Below are 21,371 nucleotides of genomic sequence, written 5' to 3' on the forward strand. Positions count from 1 at the left end.
GATTCCAGTGTATTTAAATATGTATAGTAAGTGGCGATTTAATTACATGACACAAAATATCAATTAAAACAATGGGTAAAGAGGAAATGGGCTTGCTACCTGGACCAGCCACAAAAGCATAATATACTTACTCCACTGATCACAACAATTTTGACTGGTGCAATGGATATGAATACAGGTTTCCCTTTTTTATTTAATCTCACCACTAAAGAGTCTGTACTAAGGAGCTTTCAGCGATTCTTTTCATTGAGAGCGTTTGGGCTTATCGTAGCAATACTGTGCATCCCAATTGCAAATGCTACCTGTACTACACCTTCGGATGGTGGCACACCTCCTGGCGCATGGGATGCTCATATGGCTGAAATAGCCGACATGGGAGAGCTCCAGCTGGTCGACTTCCAGATAGGCAGTCAGCCCATTTATCGCGTGCGAAAGCAAGCAGATAGACGGACAAGCGATCGTATGCTCGAACGACTACGAACGATTGCCCCTCGAATTGAAGAGCTACAAGCCTACTTTGCTACCGTGCCCGATCGTCCAGTGTTGCTGGTTGAAAGTGAACTTGATCTTCTGGGAGATACTTTAGCCTTCACCAATTGTGCAGGCAAAAATGAAATACATGATTTGGCCAATTTCGTTGAAGTCGATGAAGAAGGCAATGAAATAGAGCGTGAAGTTCCGATACCAAAAGGATTATGCCTAATTGTGGTTCGCCCACACACCATTGATGGTGAGCGAAAGAACCGTTTTGTTTTGGCTCATGAGTGGATGCACACCATGCAGAATGGTGCCTATAAACAAGCAATGAATCAATTATGGTGGGTCGAAGGCGCTGCCGAATGGGCCGCACACAAGGTCGTCGAAGGCGCAACTGAACGTGACCACAAGATCGAACAGTTCTTCGAGCGTCAACCAGATTGCTCACTCACCCAGCATAGCTATGACGCGCAGCCTTTCTTTTTCTGGGGTGATCAGCAGTTTGATACCAGCTGGGGGATTTCACTGGGTATGGGCGGGCGCGAGTATCTAAGAGAACCTGATCGTGCTGCCGAAATCCTGCCGCCGGAGCGTTGGCTTGACTGGGCGATTGCTCAGGCCGAGCAGACCATAATCATGCCGGATGGTCGTCCACTACCCTTTCAGGCCAAGGTTGAGCCGCTGGAGCTTGGCGAATCCTGTGCAGCTAAGATTGAAGGCCCGCCATTGTCAGTCCAGTTACGTGAAGTAACGCTCCCAGAGGATTCGGCATCGCCATTAACCATCGCACCCGGTGGCGCACAGCTAGCCTATAGAGATTCAGAGGACAACTGGATTCGGGTTACCGAAACGGTGATGCTTGAACCATCAAGTTCCCCTGTTTTATTTGCAGCTATCATGCCCTCTGGCGATAATTTGGATGTTAATCTCACGCTGGAAAACACAGACGGTTTAACCTGTGGCTGTCATATCGGTCGCTGGACTGAAATTGCAACGGCGGATTCTGAAGCCGAAGATACTTTCGACGGTGCGTTAGAGGCTATTGAAATGTACCGAGCAATGGTGCCGCCTGATCAGCTTGAAGAGCTGGAAAAAGCCAAGCGCATGATCCAAGCAGCAGACACCAAAGACCGATTTCGTTTCAGAGGTGCCGCGAAACAGATCTTCGAGATGGACGGTGGAGCAGTAACCTATGATAACGACGGCCCAATCGTGACTCTAGAAAGAGGTGGCTCATTCATCATTGAAGACCCACACATGATTAGCGATGGTAAAACCACAGTTGATTACCATACCTACATCCACTCTGGTCTATGGAAGATAGAAGATGGCATTCTTAGGATTGATCTCCAAAAGTTTACTTATGATGGAACAGTCGAAGGACCATTGTCAGATGGGCCACAAGAGATTTCAGGTAGCAACAAACATTCGTCTTATGTCGGAGGTGGAGGTGAATGGGTCGTATCCTGTCAGGAAACGGGTATGAGACTAATTCCAGCCGACGAAAGGGAGCGCGGCCCAGGACGTGATGCAGTATTGAAGCCGCATTAACTAAGTTAGGAAGCGGATTTAGCAAGCTTAGCCTCGAAGAAGCTTGAGCAACTTAGAGGCTAGGTTTACCAACTTTACTACCTGCCAACTTTCGGCGCAGTCTTATGAAACCTCATTAATTCCTGTAAGGTTTCCTCTGGTATCTTATCGATTGTTTTATAGCAAAAATCTCCCACTTCTTGCCCTTTAACCTCTTTGATACCTTTTTCTAAATGCAGTATTAACCCCAAACTTGGATTAAGAAATAGTACTCCGTAAACACTTACTACCCGGTCAGAGCAATTGAGTAATGAATCTTCAAACCCATCCACAGGTAATAGTATAAGCGATGGTGGGATACCTATATTTGGATTATCTAGATGTTTAGCTTGTTCTTTATCGATGTACAACTCAAGTGATGAACTCAAGCCTTCCTGATAATGAGCATATCCTGCTAAGTGAAGTCTTTGCCCTTCATATTTTCGAGGGTCTTCTAGCACATCCTCTAAGTTTGTCAGCTTGTGATAATCGGTTCGTCCTTCCTTGCATGAAGAGACGAAAAATAAAGTTAGAATTAACAGAATCTTGATTACTCTTAACATTCTATGTTTCCTTGATAAACTAATTCACTCTTTTGTTCGAGGAAGTGAGAAATACATAACAACAAGAACCAGACCTACCGCCAAGCCAAACCATCTTATAAATTACCCCAAGTGATATGAATACAAATCAGGGAAATATCCTGTAGAAACAATCAATAATGTTAGTATATATGCCAACCTAGATTTTAACTTTCTTGGTCATTGAGTCACTCCTTTGAAGGATGCATCTGTTTTAAATGTTACCGTTTCGCTTGAAGTAACTTTATGAATAGTACAAATACTACATTCCTTAGCACTCCTTCACTTCACTTTTTCTTCCTATACCAAACACCGAACCCTAATAGCCCTAACAACAATACCAACAAGCTCCAGTACCCATAAGTTCTAAACCAGGTGTTGCGGTTTTCGAGGAGGAAGGCGCCGGCGAGTTCGTTGCTTTGGAAGCGGTCGATTTGGTTGATGACGCGGCCTTTGTCGTCGATGATGGCGGTGATGCCGTTATTAGTGCTACGGATAACGGGCAGTCCGGTTTCGATGGCGCGCATTTTAGCAATTTGGAAGTGTTGAATCGGCCCCCAGGATTCGCCAAACCAGGTGTCGTTACTGATGGTGACGATGGCTTTGAATTGATCTTTATCGGTGCTGGTGGCGAGTTGCTGCATCAAACCTGAGAAGGCGATTTCATAACAAATAGCGGGGATGTAATCCGCTTTGGCGGTCTTCATTGCAGTTTGTTCGCTGCTACCCGGGGTAAAACTCGACATGGGTAAATCAAAGAAGTCGATCATGCCGCGAATCCATGCGCCTAGCGGCACATATTCGCCGAAGGGCACGAGCTGCTGTTTTTGGTAGTCGGCCTGTTGGTTGCCGAGCATTTTTATGCCAGCGTAATATTCATCGCGACTTTCCAATAACGGAATACCGGTAATGAACTGGCTACCACTGTCTTTTGCTAACTCATCCAGTTCAAACAGAATTCCCGGCACTTGAGTATCGAAAGCAGGAATGGCCGCTTCTGGCCAGACAATTAGATCTGCCCCCCAATAGTGCTCCGTTTGATCAAACAGTCCTTTTACGATCGGCGTGAAGTAGTTTCTGTCCCATTTTTTATGCTGATCAATGTTGGGTTGAATTAATGCAATGGTCAGTGTTTTTTGCTGAGCGGTTTCTTTCTTAACTTCGAATAAGCTAGCACTGGTTCCAATGACCAAAAGAACAACCAACGCCATCAATGCATTGGAGCGACCTTGTTTACTGGCATGAGAGAGCGTTAATGTCACCAGGCAGGATATTGTCACCAGCAAAAATGTCACGCCGTGTACACCCAGATAACTGCCAACGCCCAACAGCGGACCGGAGGTTTGGGAATAACCTAAATAGAGCCATGGGAAACTGACGAAACCTGAACCGCGAGCAATATCTAAAATCAACCACGCAGTACTGAAGAAGATGATTTGCGTTATTAGATTATAACGACTGATGAAACGTGCATTAAACCAGCCAAGCAGGACAAAGAATAAGGAGAGTAGCGCAATAAATAGAATGGTTAGCAGTACCGCTAACGGTGGCGCTGCATTGCCAAATGTATTGATCGAAACATAGACCCAGGAAACCCCGACACCGAAAAAGCCCAAGCCATAACTAAAGCCGAGTGCCAGGGCAAATTTTTTAGTTTGCCCGTTGAGCAACCACCAGAAAGTAGCGACGGAGAAGATAGCAATGGGCCACCATTCGAGAGGGGCAAAGCCAAGTGGATAGATTGCACCAGCGATGAGTGCCAGCGTTAATCCCAGCCAGCCTTTTGGGCTTTTAACCAGTGTTATCATTGTTTGTCTCTTAGTTGTTCTTTGAATGGGTGTCGGACTTAATCAAGTGTGTGTTACTTTTTAAAGTATTTTCAGTTAGGCCAATAAAATAAGGTGGGCCAAGGCCCACCTTATTTTATTGTTATTAAGCTTCGACCGGTGCTTCAACTAGTGGCTTGACGCGTAGCAGATGAACTCGCCGTTGGTCGGCGTTGAGTATCGTAAACTCAAAGTCGCCCATGGCAATGGTTTCATCACGCTCAGGCATGTGACCAAATTTATTCACCAACAAACCGCCAATCGTATCAAATTCCTGCTCTGGAAAATCTGCTCCAAGGCGTTCGTTAAAGTCACCGATTTCGGTTTGTGCTTTAACAATATATTCGCCATTGGTGTGTTGTTTGATATTGCTTTCTTCTTCGTCCACATCGAATTCATCTTCAATGTCGCCGACGATTTGTTCCAGCACATCTTCAATGGTAACCAGACCTGAGACACAACCGTATTCATCGACCACGATGGCCATGTGATTACGCTTTGAACGAAACTCTGTCAACAATACATCCAGACGCTTACTTTCAGGAATGATATAGGCTGGGCGTAACACGTCTTTAATATCAAAAGCAGCACGCTCACCATTATCGGAAAAGGCATAGCTTAAGAGTTCTTTGGCTAACATAATGCCTTCGATATCATCTCGATTTTCACCGACCACAGGATAGCGGGAATGGCGCGAATCTTTGACCATTGGAATAATATCTTCCAACGACATGTCTTCTTGAATAACGGCCATTTGAGAGCGTGGAATCATGATGTCGCGCACTTGCATCTCTGCAACCAGCAACACCCCTTCCATCATGGATAAAGAATCGGGTTTGATCAGCTTGTCGTCTTTAGCTGTCCGCAATAAATCGACCAGTTGCTGACGATCTTGTGGTTCTGAAGTGAAGATATCAGTAAAACGTTGAAAAAAGCTTCTCGACGGAGGTTTGTCGTCGCTCATAGCAGTTTATCTTGTCCTCATGTTGCCTATAGAAAATGTCTTAATCACACACTGGAAACGCTAATCGCGCTCTTCGTAGGGATTTTCAACACCCAGTTGCGCCAGGATATCAATTTCTAATGACTCCATTTCCAGCGCTTCATTGTCTTTTATATGATCGTACCCTAGCAAATGCAAGCCCCCATGAACAACCATATGTGTCCAGTGTGAACGCAGTTCTTTTTTCTGTACCGAGGCCTCTTGCTCAACCACTTCAGAGCAGATCACCAGATCGCCCAATATCGACAATTCCAAATCTTCAATGCCTTCTGGCATTTCGAATGGAAAGGATAGAACATTGGTCGACTTATCTTTGCCTCGATAGTCATTATTAAGCGCCTGACTTTCGGCTGACTCAACAATCCGAACCGTCATCTCAAACGGTTGCGCCAACGTTTTTGCCCGGCCATATTGCTCGGCTTCGACGGCAAAGGCTGTTGCTAACCATTGTTTGAAATCGTCTTCGTCGGGGATGTTCGATGAATCGCAGGCGACTTGCAGATCCAGATTAAATAACGGCTTAAAGTCCATCATTAATCTTAATTATTGTCATCAGATGCGCGCTGTTTTTCAGCCTGCTTTTGTTCGGCCTTGGCACGCTTCGCTTCTTCGCTGACGTCGAAGCTTTCGTAGGCTTGCACGATACGTTGCACCACAGGATGGCGCACCACATCTTTTGATTGGAAGAAGGTGAAGCTGATGCCGTCAACTTTTTGCAGAATATCAATCACGTGGCGCAAGCCAGATCGCTGACCGCGAGGTAAATCCACCTGAGTAATATCGCCGGTAATAACCGCTTTTGAATTAAAGCCAATCCGGGTTAAAAACATTTTCATCTGTTCCGGTGTGGTGTTCTGACTTTCGTCTAGAATAATAAAGGCATCGTTTAGGGTACGGCCACGCATATAAGCCAAAGGCGCAACTTCAATCACGCTACGCTCCATTAACTTGGCGACTTTTTCAAAGCCAAACATCTCATACAGAGCGTCATACAGTGGACGTAAATAGGGATCGACTTTTTGTGCCAAATCACCTGGCAAGAAACCTAAGCGCTCACCCGCTTCAACTGCAGGGCGGGTTAATAAAATGCGTCGCACTTGCTGCTTTTCCCAGGCATCTACTGCGCTGGCAACTGCAAGGTAAGTTTTACCGGTACCGGCTGGGCCAATACCAAAACTGATGTCGTGGTGTTTAATGGCCTGGATATATTGTTTCTGGTTCGGGCTGCGAGGTTTAATCAAACCACGCTTGGTCATCAACTTAACATCATCACTTGAAGTCTTGTCACTTTCGAGCGACTCCAGATCCGCCGAAGCTTCCTGAATCGCCAGATGGACATCAGCGCTATCCAGACTACGCTTTTTAGTGGTGTCCTGATAAACCGCTTCGATCACCTGACGCGCTGCTGCTACGTGAACGCCTTCGCCAATCACATTAACCTGATTGCCGCGAATATTCACTTCAACACCAAGACGACGCTCGATGTGTTTAAGATGTTCATCAAGGTAGCCACAAAGTGCTGACAAGCGATTGTTGTCAGCGGGCTGTAATTCAAACGTTTGATTGGTAAGTTGTGACAAGTACTATCCTTTGTTTTTAAAGCGGGCGGTGCAGAACCAGTTCACTGCTTAGTGAACCAGTCCGTCAGTGACAAAATCACCGCGTAATGAATTAGGGAATGCATCAGTGATAGTCACTTCAGCAAATTTGCCGATCAGGCTGTGCGGACCAACAAAGTTAACGATACGATTGTTTTCGGTGCGACCACGCAGTTCCATCGGATCTTTTTTCGACGGGCCTTCAACCAATACTTTCTGCTTAGTGCCAATCATGTTGCGGCTAATCGAGAAAGCTTGTTGATTGATGCGCTGTTGCAATATCGATAAACGCTGCTTTTTAACGTCCATTGGCGTGTCATCAACGATATCCGCTGCTGGCGTACCCGGGCGCGAACTGTAGATAAAGCTGAATGAATGGTCATAACCAATGTCACCAATTAAATTCATGGTGTCTTCGAAATCTTGCTCCGATTCGCCTGGGAAGCCGATAATGAAATCAGAGGACATCGAAATATCAGGACGGATCTGGCGCAGCTTGCGGATTTTTGATTTGTACTCAAGCACGGTATGGCCACGCTTCATCATCGCCAACACGCGGTCTGAACCACTCTGCACTGGTAAATGTAAGTGGCTGACCAACTCTGGTACTTCCGCGTAGACCTGAATCAGGCGCTCAGAAAACTCAACCGGATGAGAAGTGGTATATCGAATACGATCAATACCATCAATAGCTGCCACAAAAGTAATTAACTCTGCTAAATCGGCAGTGTCGCCTTCATGAGTAATCCCGCGGTAGGCATTGACATTCTGACCCAGCAAGTTAATTTCACGAACACCCTGCTCGGCCAGTTGCGCGCACTCGGCTAACACATCATCGAACGGACGGCTGACTTCTTCGCCACGGGTGTATGGCACCACGCAGAAAGAACAATATTTCGAGCAACCTTCCATTACCGACACAAAAGCAGTTGGGCCTTCGGCACGTGGCTCAGGCAAGCGGTCAAATTTTTCAATTTCGGGGAAGCTGACATCAACCACCGCTTTCTTCTGCCCGCTGGCCTGCATAATCATTTCCGGCAGACGGTGCAAAGTTTGTGGCCCAAAAATCACGTCGACATACGGCGCACGCTGACGAATCGCCTCGCCTTCCTGCGACGCCACGCAACCGCCAACACCAATGATCAAATCAGGATTATTCTGTTTCAGGTTTTTCCACTGACCCAGCTGAGAAAAGACTTTCTCCTGTGCTTTTTCACGGATCGAGCAAGTGTTTAGCAACACCACATCAGCCTCTTCCGCTGATGCAGCCGCTTCCAAACCATGAGTTTTATTCAGCAGATCCGACATACGCGACGAATCGTACTCGTTCATCTGACAACCCCAGGTTTTGATAAATAACTTTTTGCTCATGCTTTCAATCACCGCTGTTTGGCTCTTTGGCCGTAAAATCAATAAGATAGAACCAAGCTGGTAAGTTGTTGTACCTACCAGCCTGTATAAAATGGGCGCGAATTATACCATTAGCAAAAGGACATTAGCCAGTGGTGACTGGCTATTTTTTAGGCAGTCTGAAAACCCTTTGCTGGCCCGAAAAAGTGTCGCTCTATTAAGGCTGCGATTATGTAAATCCCAAAGCCGGTTAATAGTGAAATAAAGAATGGAGTCGCCCAGCCGAGCACGAATTCTCCCAGAATCCAAACCGTCGCTGCGCTGACCAAGGTCAAGCCAGCAGTAATTTCACCACCAAAGCGTGTGAACAGGCCAAAAGTACCGACCACAAAGACTCCAGCGCTACCAAAGGCAGAGGCGGTCACTACCAGGTCATAAACACCTTTGGCATGCAGTGCAATGTAATACGCCAGGCTGCCAAGAATCACAATGCCGATCCGCGCGAACAGAACCTTCTGCCGCTCGCTGACGTCATGATTGCGCTTGCTCAGCGGTACCACGATGTTGTGTGAAATCAATGAACTGGAAGCTAATAAGGCACTATCGACCGTTGAAAGAATCGCAGAAACCAATGCACCAGCGAAAATAATATAGAGTACAGTCGGCAAATAGGTTTTTGCCAGTTCAGGCAATAACTGTTCAGAATCAGCGAGGTTTGGCATCAGATTCAAACCCACCAAACCTAAATAAACCGGAATCAAGCCCACCAACAAGTATAAGGTTCCGCCTTTAAGCGTCGAACTACGTGCTTCTTCTGCGCTGCGACAGGCCAGCACCCGAGTAATCAGCTCCTGCGTCAACACCGAACCAAAAATTGGGATCGACCAGGCTTCAAATTTCTGTAGCAGAGTGGAATCTTCTGACACAAAACTAAATCGCGCAGTATCCACTGAAGCCAAGCTGGCATTCGGGTCACCGCTGGCAAAGACAAACACGCCCAGCAGCACCAACCCCAGAATTAAAAAGCCCGCCTGAATCACGTCTGTGACCGCAACTGCCAGCAGACCGCCGAGCATGGTGTAAATAATGACTACCGAAGCGGCGATGGTGATAGCGTATTCAACTTGTAAGCCTGATAGAGATGATAGGATCTGACCAAATGCCCGAATCTGTGCTGCGGCCCACAACATTGAGGCAGGCACTAAAATAATCACCACCAGCTTTTCAATACGCACCGAGTAACGTTGCTTAAACAAGTCCGCAAAAGTGATGAATTTGCGCTTCCATAAAGGTCTGGCGAATACAAAGCCCATAAATAGCAAACACAGCGAGAAGCCAAAGGGGTCGGCAGTGCCGCCCGACAAACCATTTTCATAAATAGACGATGCTGCACCGATACAGGTTTCTGCACCAAACCAGGTCGCGAAAATAGTAAACACCGCCAGACCGGGATTAAGTCGTCGCCCAGCCAATAGAAAGTCAGTCTCATTCTTCGGTTTGCGCGAAGCCCATAACCCCACCGCAAACTGAATAAGAACAAAAAAGATAACCCCTAGAACCACAATATTCATTGTCTGTCTGGTCCGCCTATATCAGAGTCACCCTAACCGTTTAAAAGTTAGGCATCAAAGTTCGCAAAATTAATCCTTTTTTGCAGAAAACTCCAGATTTTTTTCACATCCAGTTTGCTAGAGTTCCGGTCATGCAATACCATATTTAGCCAATAGTGATCCTATGTGATTCAATAGAGTCACTGAAAAAGACAGGAGAATAGTATGTCTAACGCTTTTATAACTAAAGCCATTATTACTTTAAGCGCTGTATTTGCCCTACAAAGCACGCCAGCGTTCGGTTCAGACGACAGTGAGTGGACTATTGATAATGATGCCTCACACCTACATTTTGTGTCCGTTAAAAATAACCAAATTGGCGAAGTCAGCACCTTCGAAACTCTTAAAGGGCATTTAAGCGGCAATGGTCAATTCGCACTTGAGATTCTGCTCGACAGCGTTAATACCAATATTGAAATCCGCGACCAGCGTATGAAAGAGCACTTGTTCGACAGCAAAAAGAACATCGCCTTTATCGTTAATGGCAGTTTTGATTTAAGCAAGATTGACGATCAGAAAACAGGCACAAGCTCACAGCACACACTGGAAGCCACTATCCAGCTCGGCAATGAAACCGTCGACATTAACGCACCGGTTGTCATACAAACACTCGCCGATGATCAACTTCGCGTCACCTCAGTTAACCCAGTCATGATTACCACCAGCAGCCTTAAGCTTGATAAAGGCGTTGTTAAATTAAAATCCCTGGCAGGTTTACGCAGCATCAACCGCGTTGTACCGGTGACTTTCGATTTGTATTTAAAACCGAAGAGTAAGTAGTAGCCAAGACATAAAGCTCTTATAGGATGGGTTAGGCCGTAGCCGTAACCCATCCTATATATTCCATTGTCACCCCTGCCTTTTTTCTGACAGATTTATCCATAACCGGCCTTTTTCAACTCCCTTTCTCTCCATACTGTTGCGCTTTAATAACACCATCGAAAGACAAAACCTTTAAACAAATTTTGGATTGATGGAGAAGCAACATGAAAACTATTTCCCTAAAACGTATTTTTATCGCAACACTTATTGTTTCTGTTTTTTCTGCAGCAGCTGCTGTGGAAGCCGCTGAAGTTGAGCAAGTACCAGCCGGTATTGTGAACTACACGTTGAATGATGAGACTTTCTACCTTGAAGCCGAGTCTTCACGTAGCAATGTTGAAACTCATGGTGATTTGACTCAAGTGACTTTGACCGAAACCTTCGGCAACCCTACTGATCAGCTTATTTTTGCTGAATACCAGGTAGCGCTACCTAATCCTGCGGCTCTGGTTAATTATGAGATTGCGGTGGATTCGGATCTGGGCTGTGAACCTGCAACTGCGGACAACATGGTCATCACACCAGGACAAACGGTTACCGTGACGGTGACTTATAACCTGGTTGAAACTCAATTAGTCAGCTTCCATAGCACTGTACCGACTTTTGACGCTGAAGAGATTATCGCACCTCAAGTCGCAGTAGCGTATTAATTCAAACATTTTTAGTCATAACCCTAACCCCCAACCACATAAGGACTATAACAAGGGCTTGGAAGCCCATTCTCACAGCTAGACATGACTCCTACTCTCTCCTCCGAAGCTGTGCTTAGCGCCGAAAGGCGCTTTTTTTATATTTGAAAACAATTACTAAAACTAATGCAAATGTGAGAGTAAAAGTCGACTCTATCGCAAGCTGAACTCACCTTTAGTCACACCAATAAGCAACAACCCATCACAAGAATACACAAGACTACAATGTACGTCATATTTGCCATTGTTCAACTATTAGCCACTTGCTAGCTTAGCTCTGGTTGCTCAATTCTGGTTTAACACTGCGGGGGTAAATACAGTGTTATGCCAATAAAGAATCGGCAACATTCATAATTATTTCTTATTCCATATAGTTATATTGAAGGAGTTTCAATGAAAACAATCTCTAAGTTTACGCTCAGTGCTTTGTCACTCTGTGTATTGGCTTCTGTTGGCCAAGCCGCGGAACGACAGTCGTTGCGCGATAATACCAACTTACAAAGCGCCATTGCGCAACAGCAAAACATTCCATCCAGCTTGGCGGCCAATGCGGCACAACTGGTTGGCTTGTCTGGGCAGGAAACCTTAAAGCCACGTAAGGTATACCAAAACACTAACGGAACTGTGACCACACGTTACCAACAGTTCTATAAAGGCATTCCAGTAATTGGTGACGATATCATTATCACCACTAATCAAAATGGTGTTTCAAGTTTTGCGCACGGTGCTGTATTACAAGATATTGAACTCGACATTAACGATGTCAATCCTAAGGTTTCTTCTAATCGAGCTTTATCGATTGCTAAAGGCCATCAGCAATCTTCTTTAGCAACCAGCAAACCGCCAGCTTATGAGAACGAATCATCCGAACTTGTTATCTGGCAAGATCCGGACGGTATCGCACGTCTGGTTTACTCTGTCACCTATGTATCACATGCTGATCAACCCTCGCGTCCGCAGATGTTTATTGATGCTAAAACCGGCCAAGTCATTCATTCTTATGAAAACCTGCAAACCGCTGATGCCACCGGTCCTGGTGGCAACCAGAAAACTGGACGCTACGACTATGGCACTGATTTTGGCTATTTAGATGTCACCCAGTCTGGCAGCACCTGCAGTATGAGCAGCAGTAACGTTGATACCATCAACATGAACAACTCTACTTCAGGCGGCAGCATTCACAGCTTTACCTGCCCCGAAAATACCGTAAAACAAATCAACGGTGCTTACTCGCCACTAAACGACGGTCATTACTTCGGTAACGTGGTCTTTAACATGTTCAGCGACTGGTTTAACGATGCTCCATTAACTCAAAAATTACGTGTCCGAGTGCATTACAGCAATAACTACGAGAATGCTTTCTGGGATGGCCAGCAAATGACCTTTGGTGATGGTGCCTCCACCTTCTACCCATTGGTGTCACTCGATGTCATGGCGCACGAAGTCAGTCACGGTTTCACGCAACAAAATTCCAATCTGGTATACAGCGGCAAGTCAGGTGGCTTAAACGAGTCTTACTCGGATATGTCGGGAGAAGCTGCGGAATTCTATATGAATGGTAGCAATGACTTTTTAGTCGGCGAGCAGATCTTTAAAGGCAATGGCGCGCTTCGCTACATGAATAACCCACCACAAGATAATAAATCGATTGATCATCAGTCGGACTTTACTTCAGGCATGGACGTTCACCATAGTTCAGGTGTTTATAATAAAGCCTTCTATCTACTAGCCACAACTTCTGGCTGGGACACTAAGAAAGCTTTCGAGGTCTACACACAGGCAAATCGTAACTACTGGACTTCAAATACTAACTGGGATAATGCCGGTGATGGCGTTCTTGATTCAGCCTGTGATTTAGGCTACGACGTTAATGATGTACAGGCTACTTTGCAAGCAGTAGGCGTTAGTAGTAATGTCAGTCCAGGACGTGATTGTGGCGAAGATCCAACCGACCCACCTCCGGGAGACAATGTCTTAGAAAATGGCGTTCCTGAAACAGGGCTCGCGGCTTCAACTGGCAACGATATTGTTTACAGCATGGAAGTTCCAACCGGAGCCTCTAACATTAACTTCTCAATTAGCGGTGGCTCAGGTGATGCCGACCTTTATGTGAAAAAAGGTAGTATTCCAACTGACTCCAGCTATGACTGTCGTCCTTATCGTAATGGTAACAGCGAGTCATGCTCAGGCAATGGCGGCGGCAGCTACTATATTCGAGTTAAAGCTTACTCAAGCTTCTCTAACGTCACATTAGTGGGTAACTATGATGAGGTCAGCGATCCAGGCGCTCAACCAGTTGACCGTACCATCAGCAACATCTCAGTGGCGCAAAATGCTTGGGCTAACTATAGCCAGGAGCTAGGTGAAGGTTACGCGACTCTTACAGTAACGATTACCGGTGGTTCAGGTGATGCTGACTTGTATGTTCGTCGCGGTTCAGCACCGACAACTTCAAGCTATGATTGTCGCCCATACAAATGGGGCAACGAAGAAGTCTGTACCTTCAATGCGCCGCAATCCGGTACATGGCACATCGGTATTCGCGGCTACAGTGCTTCGTCAGGAGTCACACTTCGAATTGAAGCAACGCCTCAATAATTGATATATTTCTAGCAACAAAAAAGGGAGCCGAGGCTCCCTTTTTTCATCAGTCAAACTGATTGATGGCAATAAGTTACTCAGCGTTAGCTGGAGCTTCTTCTTGCGCAGGCGGGTCAATCATCGCTTTCATACTAAGGCGGATACGGTTTTGACGATCCACTTCCAGTACTTTAACTTTAACAACGTCACCTTCTTTCAAATAGTCGGTTACTTTGTTCACGCGCTCATGAGCGATTTGTGAAATATGAACCAGACCATCGCGTCCAGGAGTAATTTCAACGAAAGCACCGAAGTCCGCTAAACGAACCACTTTGCCTTCGAACTCCATGCCCGCTTCAATTGGCATCGTCATCAACTTGATGCGGCGTACTGCTTCTGCAGCACCTTCAGCATCCGAAGAAGCTACTTTAACCGTACCATCATCGTTGATCTCAATGGTAGCGCCAGTTTCTTCAGTCAAGGCACGGATAGTTGAACCACCTTTACCAATCACTTCAGAAATTTTGTCTACTGGGATTTTAATCACAGTGATACGTGGTGCATATTCAGAAATATCATCACGCGGCTTGTCGAGTGCTTGATTCATCACGCTCAGGATATGTAAGCGACCGCCTTTGGCTTGATGCAAGGCTTGCTCCATAATTTCCTGAGTAATACCCTCAATTTTAATGTCCATCTGAAGTGCTGTGATACCGTTTTCAGTACCCGCAACTTTAAAGTCCATATCACCCAAGTGATCTTCATCACCCAGGATGTCTGAAAGTACCACAAAGTTATCGGCTTCTTTAACCAAGCCCATTGCAATACCTGCAACCGGAGCTTTCATCGGTACACCAGCATCCATCAATGCTAATGAAGTACCGCACACAGAAGCCATCGAGCTTGAACCATTTGATTCGGTAATTTCAGAAACCACACGAATGGTGTATGGGAATTCAGCAATACCTGGAACCATCGCTGCAACACCACGCTTAGCTAAACGGCCATGGCCGATTTCGCGACGCTTAGGAGAACCCATAAAGCCAGTTTCGCCTACACAGTATGGAGGGAAGTTGTAGTGCAACATGAAGTGATCTTTTGCTTCACCCATGATGCTGTCTTTGATTTGCGCATCACGCTCAGTACCCAAGGTTGCGAAAACCATAGCCTGAGTTTCACCACGCGTAAAGATTGCCGAGCCGTGCGTACGAGGGAAAACACCTGTACGAACATCCAACGCACGAACCATATCTGGGTCACGACCATCGATACGAGGCTTGCCGGAAATAATACGTGTACGAACCACTTCTTTTTCAATTGAGTGGAACATATCTTTAACGTCATCTGCAGAAGGTTGACCTTCTTCGTCGCCCGCTAAAGTTTCTACAGCTACACTTTGTAGCTCACTAATTTTATTATAACGCTCAGCCTTATCAGCAATTTGATAAGCATCTTCAATCGCTGCGAAAGAGTGACTCTTAACTGCATCATAAAGCGGTACGTTTTTCTCAGGAGCAGTCCAGTCCCATTTTGGCTTAGCAGCTTCTGCCGCTAACTCTTTAATTGCCTTAATGGCAACTTGAGATTCCTGGTGACCAAACATAACGGCACCAAGCATGACGTTTTCTGGTAATTCATTTGCTTCAGACTCAACCATTAACACAGCACTTTCTGTACCGGCTACCATTAAGTCAAGCTTCGATTCTTTTAATTGAGTTACTGATGGATTCAATACATAGTTGCCATCGATGTAACCAACCTGAGCTGCGCCCACAGGGCCGTTAAACGGAATGCCTGAGATTTCCAACGCTGCAGAAGCACCTAGCATGGCAACGACTTCAGTTGGAACATCTTGGTTGATTGACACAATAGTGATAACAACCTGAACTTCGTTCATGAAGCCGTCTGGGAAAAGAGGACGCAAAGGGCGGTCGATCAAACGTGCGATTAAAGTCTCTTCGTCAGAAGGACGCGCTTCACGCTTCAAAAAGCCGCCTGGGATTTTACCCGCAGCATAAGTTTTTTCAGTGTAGTTTACTGTTAATGGGAAAAAATCCTGTCCTTCACGGACTTCTTTTTTACCAGTTACAGCAACAAACGCTGTTGTACCTTCACAGTCAATTACAACTGCACCGGTCGCTTGACGAGCCACACGACCCGTTTCCATGGTGACTGTACGGCCACCGTATTCAAATGATTTTTTTGTATATTCCACAGTATTTTCCTATTTAAGTTTCAACACTTTCAGAACCTATATCGTCTGAAAGCAAAAAGGGGCCTAAGGGCCCCTTTATTCTTTCTAGCGACGCAGACCTAATTTCTTAATGAGGTCAGAGTAGCGGTCTTGATCTTTGCGTTTCAAATAATCAAGCAACTTACGACGCTGGCTAACCATACGCAACAAGCCACGACGTGAGTGGTGGTCATGCTTATGCACTTTAAAGTGATCTTGCAGATGGTTAATCTGCGCAGTCAACAACGCTACTTGAACTTCAGGAGAACCAGTATCGCCTTCACCGCGCGCGTGTTCTTTAACAATATCAGCTTTCGCTTCAGGACTTAGTGACATATTTTTACTCCAGATTTCAGGGACTTGCCCAAGATTTTAAACAAGACCGGCCAATCACTAATTCAGCCAGTCAAATGAATGCGGGATTTTACCTTAGTCACTAACCTTTCAGCAAGCGATAAAGCGTGAAATCGCCCGATATTATTGAGTTTTCTACTGATTTACTGCGTCTTTAAGCGGCATATCCATACTTGATTCGATAAAACATTGACGCAGAAACTGCTCAAAGCAGGATTCTGTCTCAGACAGCTTCTCACGCAAGCGGTGACCACCATCAAATATATGCAAGTTAGCGCCTGCTGCCTGAGCAAATTTAATCACATTGGCTACCGGCACAATGTCGTCATTCCAGCCATGCACAATAGTTACTGGGCATTTCACTTGCTCCAACTCAGCTTCCGCATAACCATCCAGATAGATAGCAGGTGAAATCAAAAACATACCCAATGGATGATTTTCGATACCGGCAACAGCTGACACATAACCGCCCATACTGGTACCAACCAAGATATAAGGGCGCTGCAAATTGGCTAAGTAATTATTGAGCTTAACGACCCTTTCATTGGTTGGTAAGCGGCGGTAGTCCAATGACTCCACCTCAAAGCCCATGCGCTCAGCAATGTTCGACAATGCCTGGATACGACTTCCTTTCGGACCACTAACTTTACCGTGAGAGAAAATTACTAGTGGCTTTACAATATCAGTCATTACCCTAAATCCTTATTATTGATTCTTTATACATTTGCTTCGTCAGTTCTGACCAAGCGGCTTGGTGCTATGTTGCCATCGTCATTGATTGCGCCAACACCAATAAATTGATTGTCATGCAGCAGACAAACACTACCTTCTACAGGAGCTCCCGGTACTTGTACCGCCTGGCCCATACGTAGGTAATAGGCCTGGTCATCGCTCAACTGGATAAGGGGCATGTGTGCCAATGCTTTTTCTACAGGTAGTAACAGCTCATCCATTTCTAACTTGGCATCAGCCTGCTTTAATTCTTCCAGATGCGCCATTGTTACGGTCTGCTCCAGACCAAAATCACCGACTGCAGTGCGACGTAATTCTAACACATGTGCGCCGCAGCTCAGTTCTTCGCCAATATCTTCGACCAGATTTCGCACATAAGTTCCCTTCGAACAGTGCACATCCAGCACAAACTCATCACCTGAAAAGCTTACTAATTCCAGTGAGTAAATATCCACTTCGCGCGCATCCCTTTCCACTTCAATACCCTGGCGAGCCAACTTATACAGCGGTACACCATCCTTTTTTAAGGCTGAGTACATCGAAGGGACCTGGCTGATAGTACCTTTAAATTGTTGCAGAAGTTTGACAAGTTGCGACTCGCTGACATCAACTGGTCTGGTTTCAATCACTTCGCCTTCGCGATCAGCCGTTGTCGTTTTCTCGCCCAGCTTTGCCGTGACTCGATACTTTTTATCAGCATTCAGCAAATACTGCGAAAACTTGGTAGCTTCGCCAAAACAAATCGGTAACACGCCAGTGGCAATCGGATCCAGGGCACCGGTATGGCCAGCTTTAGCAGCAAAATACAAAAACTTGGTTTGTTGCAGTGCTTTATTGGAAGTGATGTCAGTGGGTTTATCCAATAGCAAGATGCCCGTAATATCGCGACCGCGTTTACGTCGTCTGCCCATGGTCTTTCTCCGGAAATTTATTCTATGACTTTTTCGATTCGTCTTCTGAAATGGCCTTGTCTATCAAAGACGTCATTTTCTGGCCTTCAACAATCGATTTATCAAATAAAAAACGTAGGCTGGGAACGCTACGCATACGAATGGATTTGGCTAACTGAGAGCGCAGAAAACCAGCAGCGCCGGTTAGAACTTCCAGCGCCTGCTTAATTTCCTGTTCTTCATCTTTACCTAAAAAAGTCACAAACACTTTCGCATTCTGTAAATCACTGGTTACTTCGACACCAGAAACTGTGACTATCCCTAAACGCGGATCTTTCATTTCACGTTGTAGCAATACCGCCAAGTCTCGTTGGATCTGATCAGCAACTCTTTTTGCGCGTGCTTGTGACATTTTTTTTACCTAATACCAAGTTATAGAGTACGTTCAACGATAACAATCTGGAATACTTCGATCTTATCGCCAGGTTTCACATCGTTGTAGTTCTTAACACCAATACCACACTCCATATCTTTACGAACTTCGTTGACGTCATCTTTGAAACGGCGCAGTGATTCCAGCTCACCTTCATAGATAACCACGTCGTCACGCAATACGCGGATTGGGTTATGGCGTTTTACGACACCTTCAACCACCATACAACCAGCAATAGCGCCCAGTTTTGGTGACTTAAAGACATCACGAACTTCAGCCAGACCGATAATCTCCTGACGAGATTCTGGTGACAACATACCACCAAGCGCAGCCTTAACTTCTTCAATCGCTTCGTAAATCACGCTGTAGTAGCGAATATCTACCGCTTCTTTTTCAGCTAATTTACGCGACGCCGAATCGGCACGAACGTTAAAGCCGATAATGATAGCATTCGATGCTGCGGCCAGAGAAACATCAGTTTCTTTAATACCGCCAACACCACTTGAAATCACTTTCACTTCAACTTCATCTGTCGAGAAGTCAGTCAATGATTTATTCAAAGCTTCAACCGAACCTTGTACGTCTGCTTTAATAATAATGTTGAGCTGTTTCGTCCCTTCATCATTGCCCATATTGGCAAACATATTTTCAAGCTTGGCTTTTTGCTGACGCGCCTGGAACGCTTCACGCTGCTTTCCTTCGCGACGATCCGCGATCTCACGAGCAGTACGCTCGTCGGCAACTACCGTTGCTTCATCGCCCGCCACTGGCACACCAGATAAGCCCAACACTTCAACTGGAATCGAAGGTCCTGCTGACTCGATTGGCTCACCGTTCTCATCTAACAAGGCACGAACACGGCCATAATGAGTACCAGCCAATAAAATATCACCTTTATGCAACTGACCTTTTTGAACTAGGATAGAAGCAATCGCACCGCGACCTTTATCAAGACGAGCTTCGATAACAAAACCTTTAGCAGCGCCTTCGTCAGTAGCTTTTAATTCCAATACTTCAGACTGCAGAAGAATTGAGTCGAGAAGGTCATCAACTCCTTCGCCGCTTTTCGCAGAAACATGAACAAACTGCACATCACCACCCCAATCTTCAGGGATAACATTATGTTGCGACAATTCATTCTTTACACGCTCTGGATCTGATTCTGGCTTATCAATTTTATTGACCGCAACAATCATCGGAACGCCCGCAGCTTTTGCGTGCTGAACCGCTTCAACGGTCTGTGGCATAACGCCATCATCCGCAGCAACAATCAAGACAACGATATCGGTTACTTCCGCACCACGTGCACGCATCGATGTAAAGGCTGCGTGGCCCGGGGTATCAAGGAAAGTAATCATGCCCTTGTCTGTTTCTACATGGTATGCACCGATATGCTGGGTAATACCACCCGCTTCGCCGGATGCAACATGAGTGGCACGAATATAGTCAAGCAAAGATGTTTTACCGTGGTCAACGTGGCCCATAATGGTCACTACCGGTGCGCGAGGCTTGGTTTCACCCGTTTCATCATTCGCTTCTGACAAGGCGTTTTCTTCCATTTGATTCTCATTGACGAGAACAGGCTTATGGCCCATTTCCTCAACAACCAAACTGGCAGTTTCCTGATCAAGCGACTGATTAATGGTGGCCATTACGCCCACTTTCATCATTGCTTTCATAAGTTCCGGTGCTTTAACCGTCATCGCTTTTGCAAGCTCTCCAACGGTAATCGTTTCCGGAATCTGAACTTCGTGAATAATGGTATCTGTTGGTTTCTTAAAACCGTGTTTTTTCATAGCTTCTGGTGCCTGATATACTCTCTGTTCAATCACTACACCGCGCTTACTGTCTTCAAGTGCACGTGCGACCAAGTCGACGTCTGAAGTTTTCTTCTTACCTTTCTTGCGTTTCTTTTTGCGATGCCCGCTCTTCTCTTCAAAGTCAGCTATAGACATAGGCTTAACTGGGCCTTTTGGCTTGCTAGGCTTTTTAACAACAACTTCATCTTCGTCATCATCATTGCGTGACTTTGATTTAGGCTTAGCCTTTGAAGGCTTGCCTTTCTTCTCATCACGAGCCGGTTCAGCTTTTTTCGCTGGTTTATCTTCTGGCTCGTCTGTTTGAGTTTCTTGCTTTGATTGTTCAGCTTTTTGTTTAGCTTCTTCTTCCGCTTTACGCTTAGCCTCTTCCTCGGCTTTTTGTTTAGCTTCTTCTTCTACTTTACGTTTTGCCTCTTCTTCGGCCTGACGCTTAGCTTCTTCTTCTGCTTTACGTTGCGCTTCTTCTTCTTCCGCTAACTTAGCCAACTCTTCATTTGAACGTTTTACATAGGTGCGTTTTTTCTTTACCGCAACCTGCACTGATTTTCTTTTACCTTCAGAACTGGTCACACTCAAAGTACTTTTTTGGGTACGGTTAAGCGTAATTTTCTTGGGTCCGGTATCTTCAGAACCACCATGACTTTTTTGCAAATAAGTCAACAGGGTCTTCTTCTGCTCATCAGTGATGGCATCATCCGGACCTTTAACTTTTATTCCAGCTGCCGACAATTGCTCCATCAGTTTTTCAACTGGAGTTTTGACCGTATCAGCTAGATCTCTTACTGTAATTTTCGACATTCGCTA

17 protein-coding genes are annotated in these 21,371 nt (G+C 45.6%); 4 read left to right on the forward strand and 13 right to left on the reverse strand.

What is annotated here, in order from left to right; all coding sequences use genetic code 11:
* The first annotated feature begins 168 nt into the window (after nucleotides 1–168).
* On the forward strand, nucleotides 169–2,028 hold the full coding sequence (locus ACN0VI_RS00460; RefSeq protein ID WP_417445387.1) for a hypothetical protein: 1,860 nt from the start codon (nucleotides 169–171) through the stop codon (nucleotides 2,026–2,028).
* A 77-nt stretch (nucleotides 2,029–2,105) separates the two neighbouring features.
* Here the strand turns inward: ACN0VI_RS00460 and ACN0VI_RS00465 are convergent, their stop codons facing one another.
* The 7 genes from ACN0VI_RS00465 to ACN0VI_RS00495 all read right to left on the reverse strand — a co-directional run bounded on the left by ACN0VI_RS00465 (nucleotide 2,106) and on the right by ACN0VI_RS00495 (nucleotide 9,975).
* Nucleotides 2,106–2,609, reverse strand: a complete 504-nt coding sequence (locus ACN0VI_RS00465; RefSeq protein ID WP_417445388.1) for a hypothetical protein — start codon at nucleotides 2,607–2,609, stop codon at nucleotides 2,106–2,108.
* A 305-nt stretch (nucleotides 2,610–2,914) separates the two neighbouring features.
* Complete coding sequence (lnt, locus tag ACN0VI_RS00470) at nucleotides 2,915–4,435, reverse strand: apolipoprotein N-acyltransferase (RefSeq protein WP_417445389.1); 1,521 nt, start codon at nucleotides 4,433–4,435, stop codon at nucleotides 2,915–2,917.
* Nucleotides 4,436–4,559: 124 nt separating this feature from the next.
* Entirely contained in the window at nucleotides 4,560–5,417 is an 858-nt protein-coding gene (locus ACN0VI_RS00475) for an HlyC/CorC family transporter (RefSeq protein ID WP_417445390.1), read from the reverse strand.
* Nucleotides 5,418–5,477: 60 nt separating this feature from the next.
* Nucleotides 5,478–5,987 carry an rRNA maturation RNase YbeY gene (gene ybeY, locus ACN0VI_RS00480; protein ID WP_417445391.1) on the reverse strand — a complete coding sequence of 170 codons (510 nt, stop codon included), beginning with the start codon at nucleotides 5,985–5,987 and terminating at the stop codon, nucleotides 5,478–5,480.
* Nucleotides 5,988–5,995: 8 nt separating this feature from the next.
* Entirely contained in the window at nucleotides 5,996–7,036 is a 1,041-nt protein-coding gene (locus ACN0VI_RS00485; protein WP_331891102.1) for a PhoH family protein, read from the reverse strand.
* Nucleotides 7,037–7,084: 48 nt separating this feature from the next.
* On the reverse strand, nucleotides 7,085–8,425 hold the full coding sequence (miaB, locus tag ACN0VI_RS00490; protein ID WP_417445392.1) for a tRNA (N6-isopentenyl adenosine(37)-C2)-methylthiotransferase MiaB: 1,341 nt from the start codon (nucleotides 8,423–8,425) through the stop codon (nucleotides 7,085–7,087).
* Between the two features lie 149 nt (nucleotides 8,426–8,574).
* A complete protein-coding gene (locus ACN0VI_RS00495; protein ID WP_417445393.1) occupies nucleotides 8,575–9,975 on the reverse strand; it encodes a sodium:solute symporter family protein in 1,401 nt (466 codons plus the stop codon).
* 204 nt (nucleotides 9,976–10,179) lie between these two features.
* Between ACN0VI_RS00495 and ACN0VI_RS00500 the strand changes: the two genes are divergently transcribed.
* From ACN0VI_RS00500 to ACN0VI_RS00510, 3 genes are all read left to right on the forward strand, one after another.
* The gene (locus tag ACN0VI_RS00500) at nucleotides 10,180–10,794 is read left to right on the forward strand and encodes a YceI family protein (RefSeq protein ID WP_417445394.1); all 615 of its coding nucleotides are present in this window, start codon (nucleotides 10,180–10,182) and stop codon (nucleotides 10,792–10,794) included.
* A gap of 206 nt (nucleotides 10,795–11,000) precedes the next feature.
* On the forward strand, nucleotides 11,001–11,486 hold the full coding sequence (locus ACN0VI_RS00505; protein WP_417445395.1) for a hypothetical protein: 486 nt from the start codon (nucleotides 11,001–11,003) through the stop codon (nucleotides 11,484–11,486).
* A 432-nt stretch (nucleotides 11,487–11,918) separates the two neighbouring features.
* Nucleotides 11,919–14,123 carry a M4 family metallopeptidase gene (locus ACN0VI_RS00510; RefSeq protein WP_417445396.1) on the forward strand — a complete coding sequence of 735 codons (2,205 nt, stop codon included), beginning with the start codon at nucleotides 11,919–11,921 and terminating at the stop codon, nucleotides 14,121–14,123.
* Nucleotides 14,124–14,199: 76 nt separating this feature from the next.
* Here ACN0VI_RS00510 and pnp read toward each other — a convergent pair whose 3' ends face one another.
* From pnp to infB, 6 genes are all read right to left on the reverse strand, one after another.
* Nucleotides 14,200–16,272: a polyribonucleotide nucleotidyltransferase gene (gene pnp, locus ACN0VI_RS00515; protein ID WP_417446546.1), complete on the reverse strand. Its 2,073-nt coding sequence runs from the start codon at nucleotides 16,270–16,272 to the stop codon at nucleotides 14,200–14,202.
* 132 nt (nucleotides 16,273–16,404) lie between these two features.
* Nucleotides 16,405–16,674, reverse strand: coding sequence for a 30S ribosomal protein S15 (gene rpsO / locus ACN0VI_RS00520; protein WP_012800245.1), 270 nt, complete (start codon nucleotides 16,672–16,674; stop codon nucleotides 16,405–16,407).
* A gap of 153 nt (nucleotides 16,675–16,827) precedes the next feature.
* Complete coding sequence (locus tag ACN0VI_RS00525; RefSeq protein WP_331890723.1) at nucleotides 16,828–17,382, reverse strand: alpha/beta hydrolase; 555 nt, start codon at nucleotides 17,380–17,382, stop codon at nucleotides 16,828–16,830.
* Nucleotides 17,383–17,408: 26 nt separating this feature from the next.
* On the reverse strand, nucleotides 17,409–18,335 hold the full coding sequence (gene truB, locus ACN0VI_RS00530; protein ID WP_417445397.1) for a tRNA pseudouridine(55) synthase TruB: 927 nt from the start codon (nucleotides 18,333–18,335) through the stop codon (nucleotides 17,409–17,411).
* 22 nt (nucleotides 18,336–18,357) lie between these two features.
* Nucleotides 18,358–18,726, reverse strand: a complete 369-nt coding sequence (rbfA, locus tag ACN0VI_RS00535; protein ID WP_012800242.1) for a 30S ribosome-binding factor RbfA — start codon at nucleotides 18,724–18,726, stop codon at nucleotides 18,358–18,360.
* Nucleotides 18,727–18,746: 20 nt separating this feature from the next.
* The gene (gene infB, locus ACN0VI_RS00540) at nucleotides 18,747–21,365 is read right to left on the reverse strand and encodes a translation initiation factor IF-2 (protein WP_331890719.1); all 2,619 of its coding nucleotides are present in this window, start codon (nucleotides 21,363–21,365) and stop codon (nucleotides 18,747–18,749) included.
* Nucleotides 21,366–21,371: the final 6 nt, after the last annotated feature.

Source organism: Kangiella sp. (assembly GCF_048265365.1).
Lineage (GTDB): Bacteria > Pseudomonadota > Gammaproteobacteria > Enterobacterales > Kangiellaceae > Kangiella.

Bases quoted from the DNA above. Each gene is read 5' to 3' on its own strand.
- ACN0VI_RS00460 (WP_417445387.1), top strand. From the start codon at position 169: ATGAATACAGGTTTCCCTTTTTTATTTAATCTCACCACTAAAGAGTCT.
- ACN0VI_RS00465 (WP_417445388.1), bottom strand. From the start codon at position 2,609: ATGTTAAGAGTAATCAAGATTCTGTTAATTCTAACTTTATTTTTCGTC.
- lnt (WP_417445389.1), bottom strand. From the start codon at position 4,435: ATGATAACACTGGTTAAAAGCCCAAAAGGCTGGCTGGGATTAACGCTG.
- ACN0VI_RS00475 (WP_417445390.1), bottom strand. From the start codon at position 5,417: ATGAGCGACGACAAACCTCCGTCGAGAAGCTTTTTTCAACGTTTTACT.
- ybeY (WP_417445391.1), bottom strand. From the start codon at position 5,987: ATGGACTTTAAGCCGTTATTTAATCTGGATCTGCAAGTCGCCTGCGAT.
- miaB (WP_417445392.1), bottom strand. From the start codon at position 8,425: ATGAGCAAAAAGTTATTTATCAAAACCTGGGGTTGTCAGATGAACGAG.
- ACN0VI_RS00495 (WP_417445393.1), bottom strand. From the start codon at position 9,975: ATGAATATTGTGGTTCTAGGGGTTATCTTTTTTGTTCTTATTCAGTTT.
- ACN0VI_RS00500 (WP_417445394.1), top strand. From the start codon at position 10,180: ATGTCTAACGCTTTTATAACTAAAGCCATTATTACTTTAAGCGCTGTA.
- ACN0VI_RS00505 (WP_417445395.1), top strand. From the start codon at position 11,001: ATGAAAACTATTTCCCTAAAACGTATTTTTATCGCAACACTTATTGTT.
- ACN0VI_RS00510 (WP_417445396.1), top strand. From the start codon at position 11,919: ATGAAAACAATCTCTAAGTTTACGCTCAGTGCTTTGTCACTCTGTGTA.
- pnp (WP_417446546.1), bottom strand. From the start codon at position 16,272: ATGGAAACGGGTCGTGTGGCTCGTCAAGCGACCGGTGCAGTTGTAATT.
- rpsO (WP_012800245.1), bottom strand. From the start codon at position 16,674: ATGTCACTAAGTCCTGAAGCGAAAGCTGATATTGTTAAAGAACACGCG.
- ACN0VI_RS00525 (WP_331890723.1), bottom strand. From the start codon at position 17,382: ATGACTGATATTGTAAAGCCACTAGTAATTTTCTCTCACGGTAAAGTT.
- truB (WP_417445397.1), bottom strand. From the start codon at position 18,335: ATGGGCAGACGACGTAAACGCGGTCGCGATATTACGGGCATCTTGCTA.
- rbfA (WP_012800242.1), bottom strand. From the start codon at position 18,726: ATGTCACAAGCACGCGCAAAAAGAGTTGCTGATCAGATCCAACGAGAC.
- infB (WP_331890719.1), bottom strand. From the start codon at position 21,365: ATGTCGAAAATTACAGTAAGAGATCTAGCTGATACGGTCAAAACTCCA.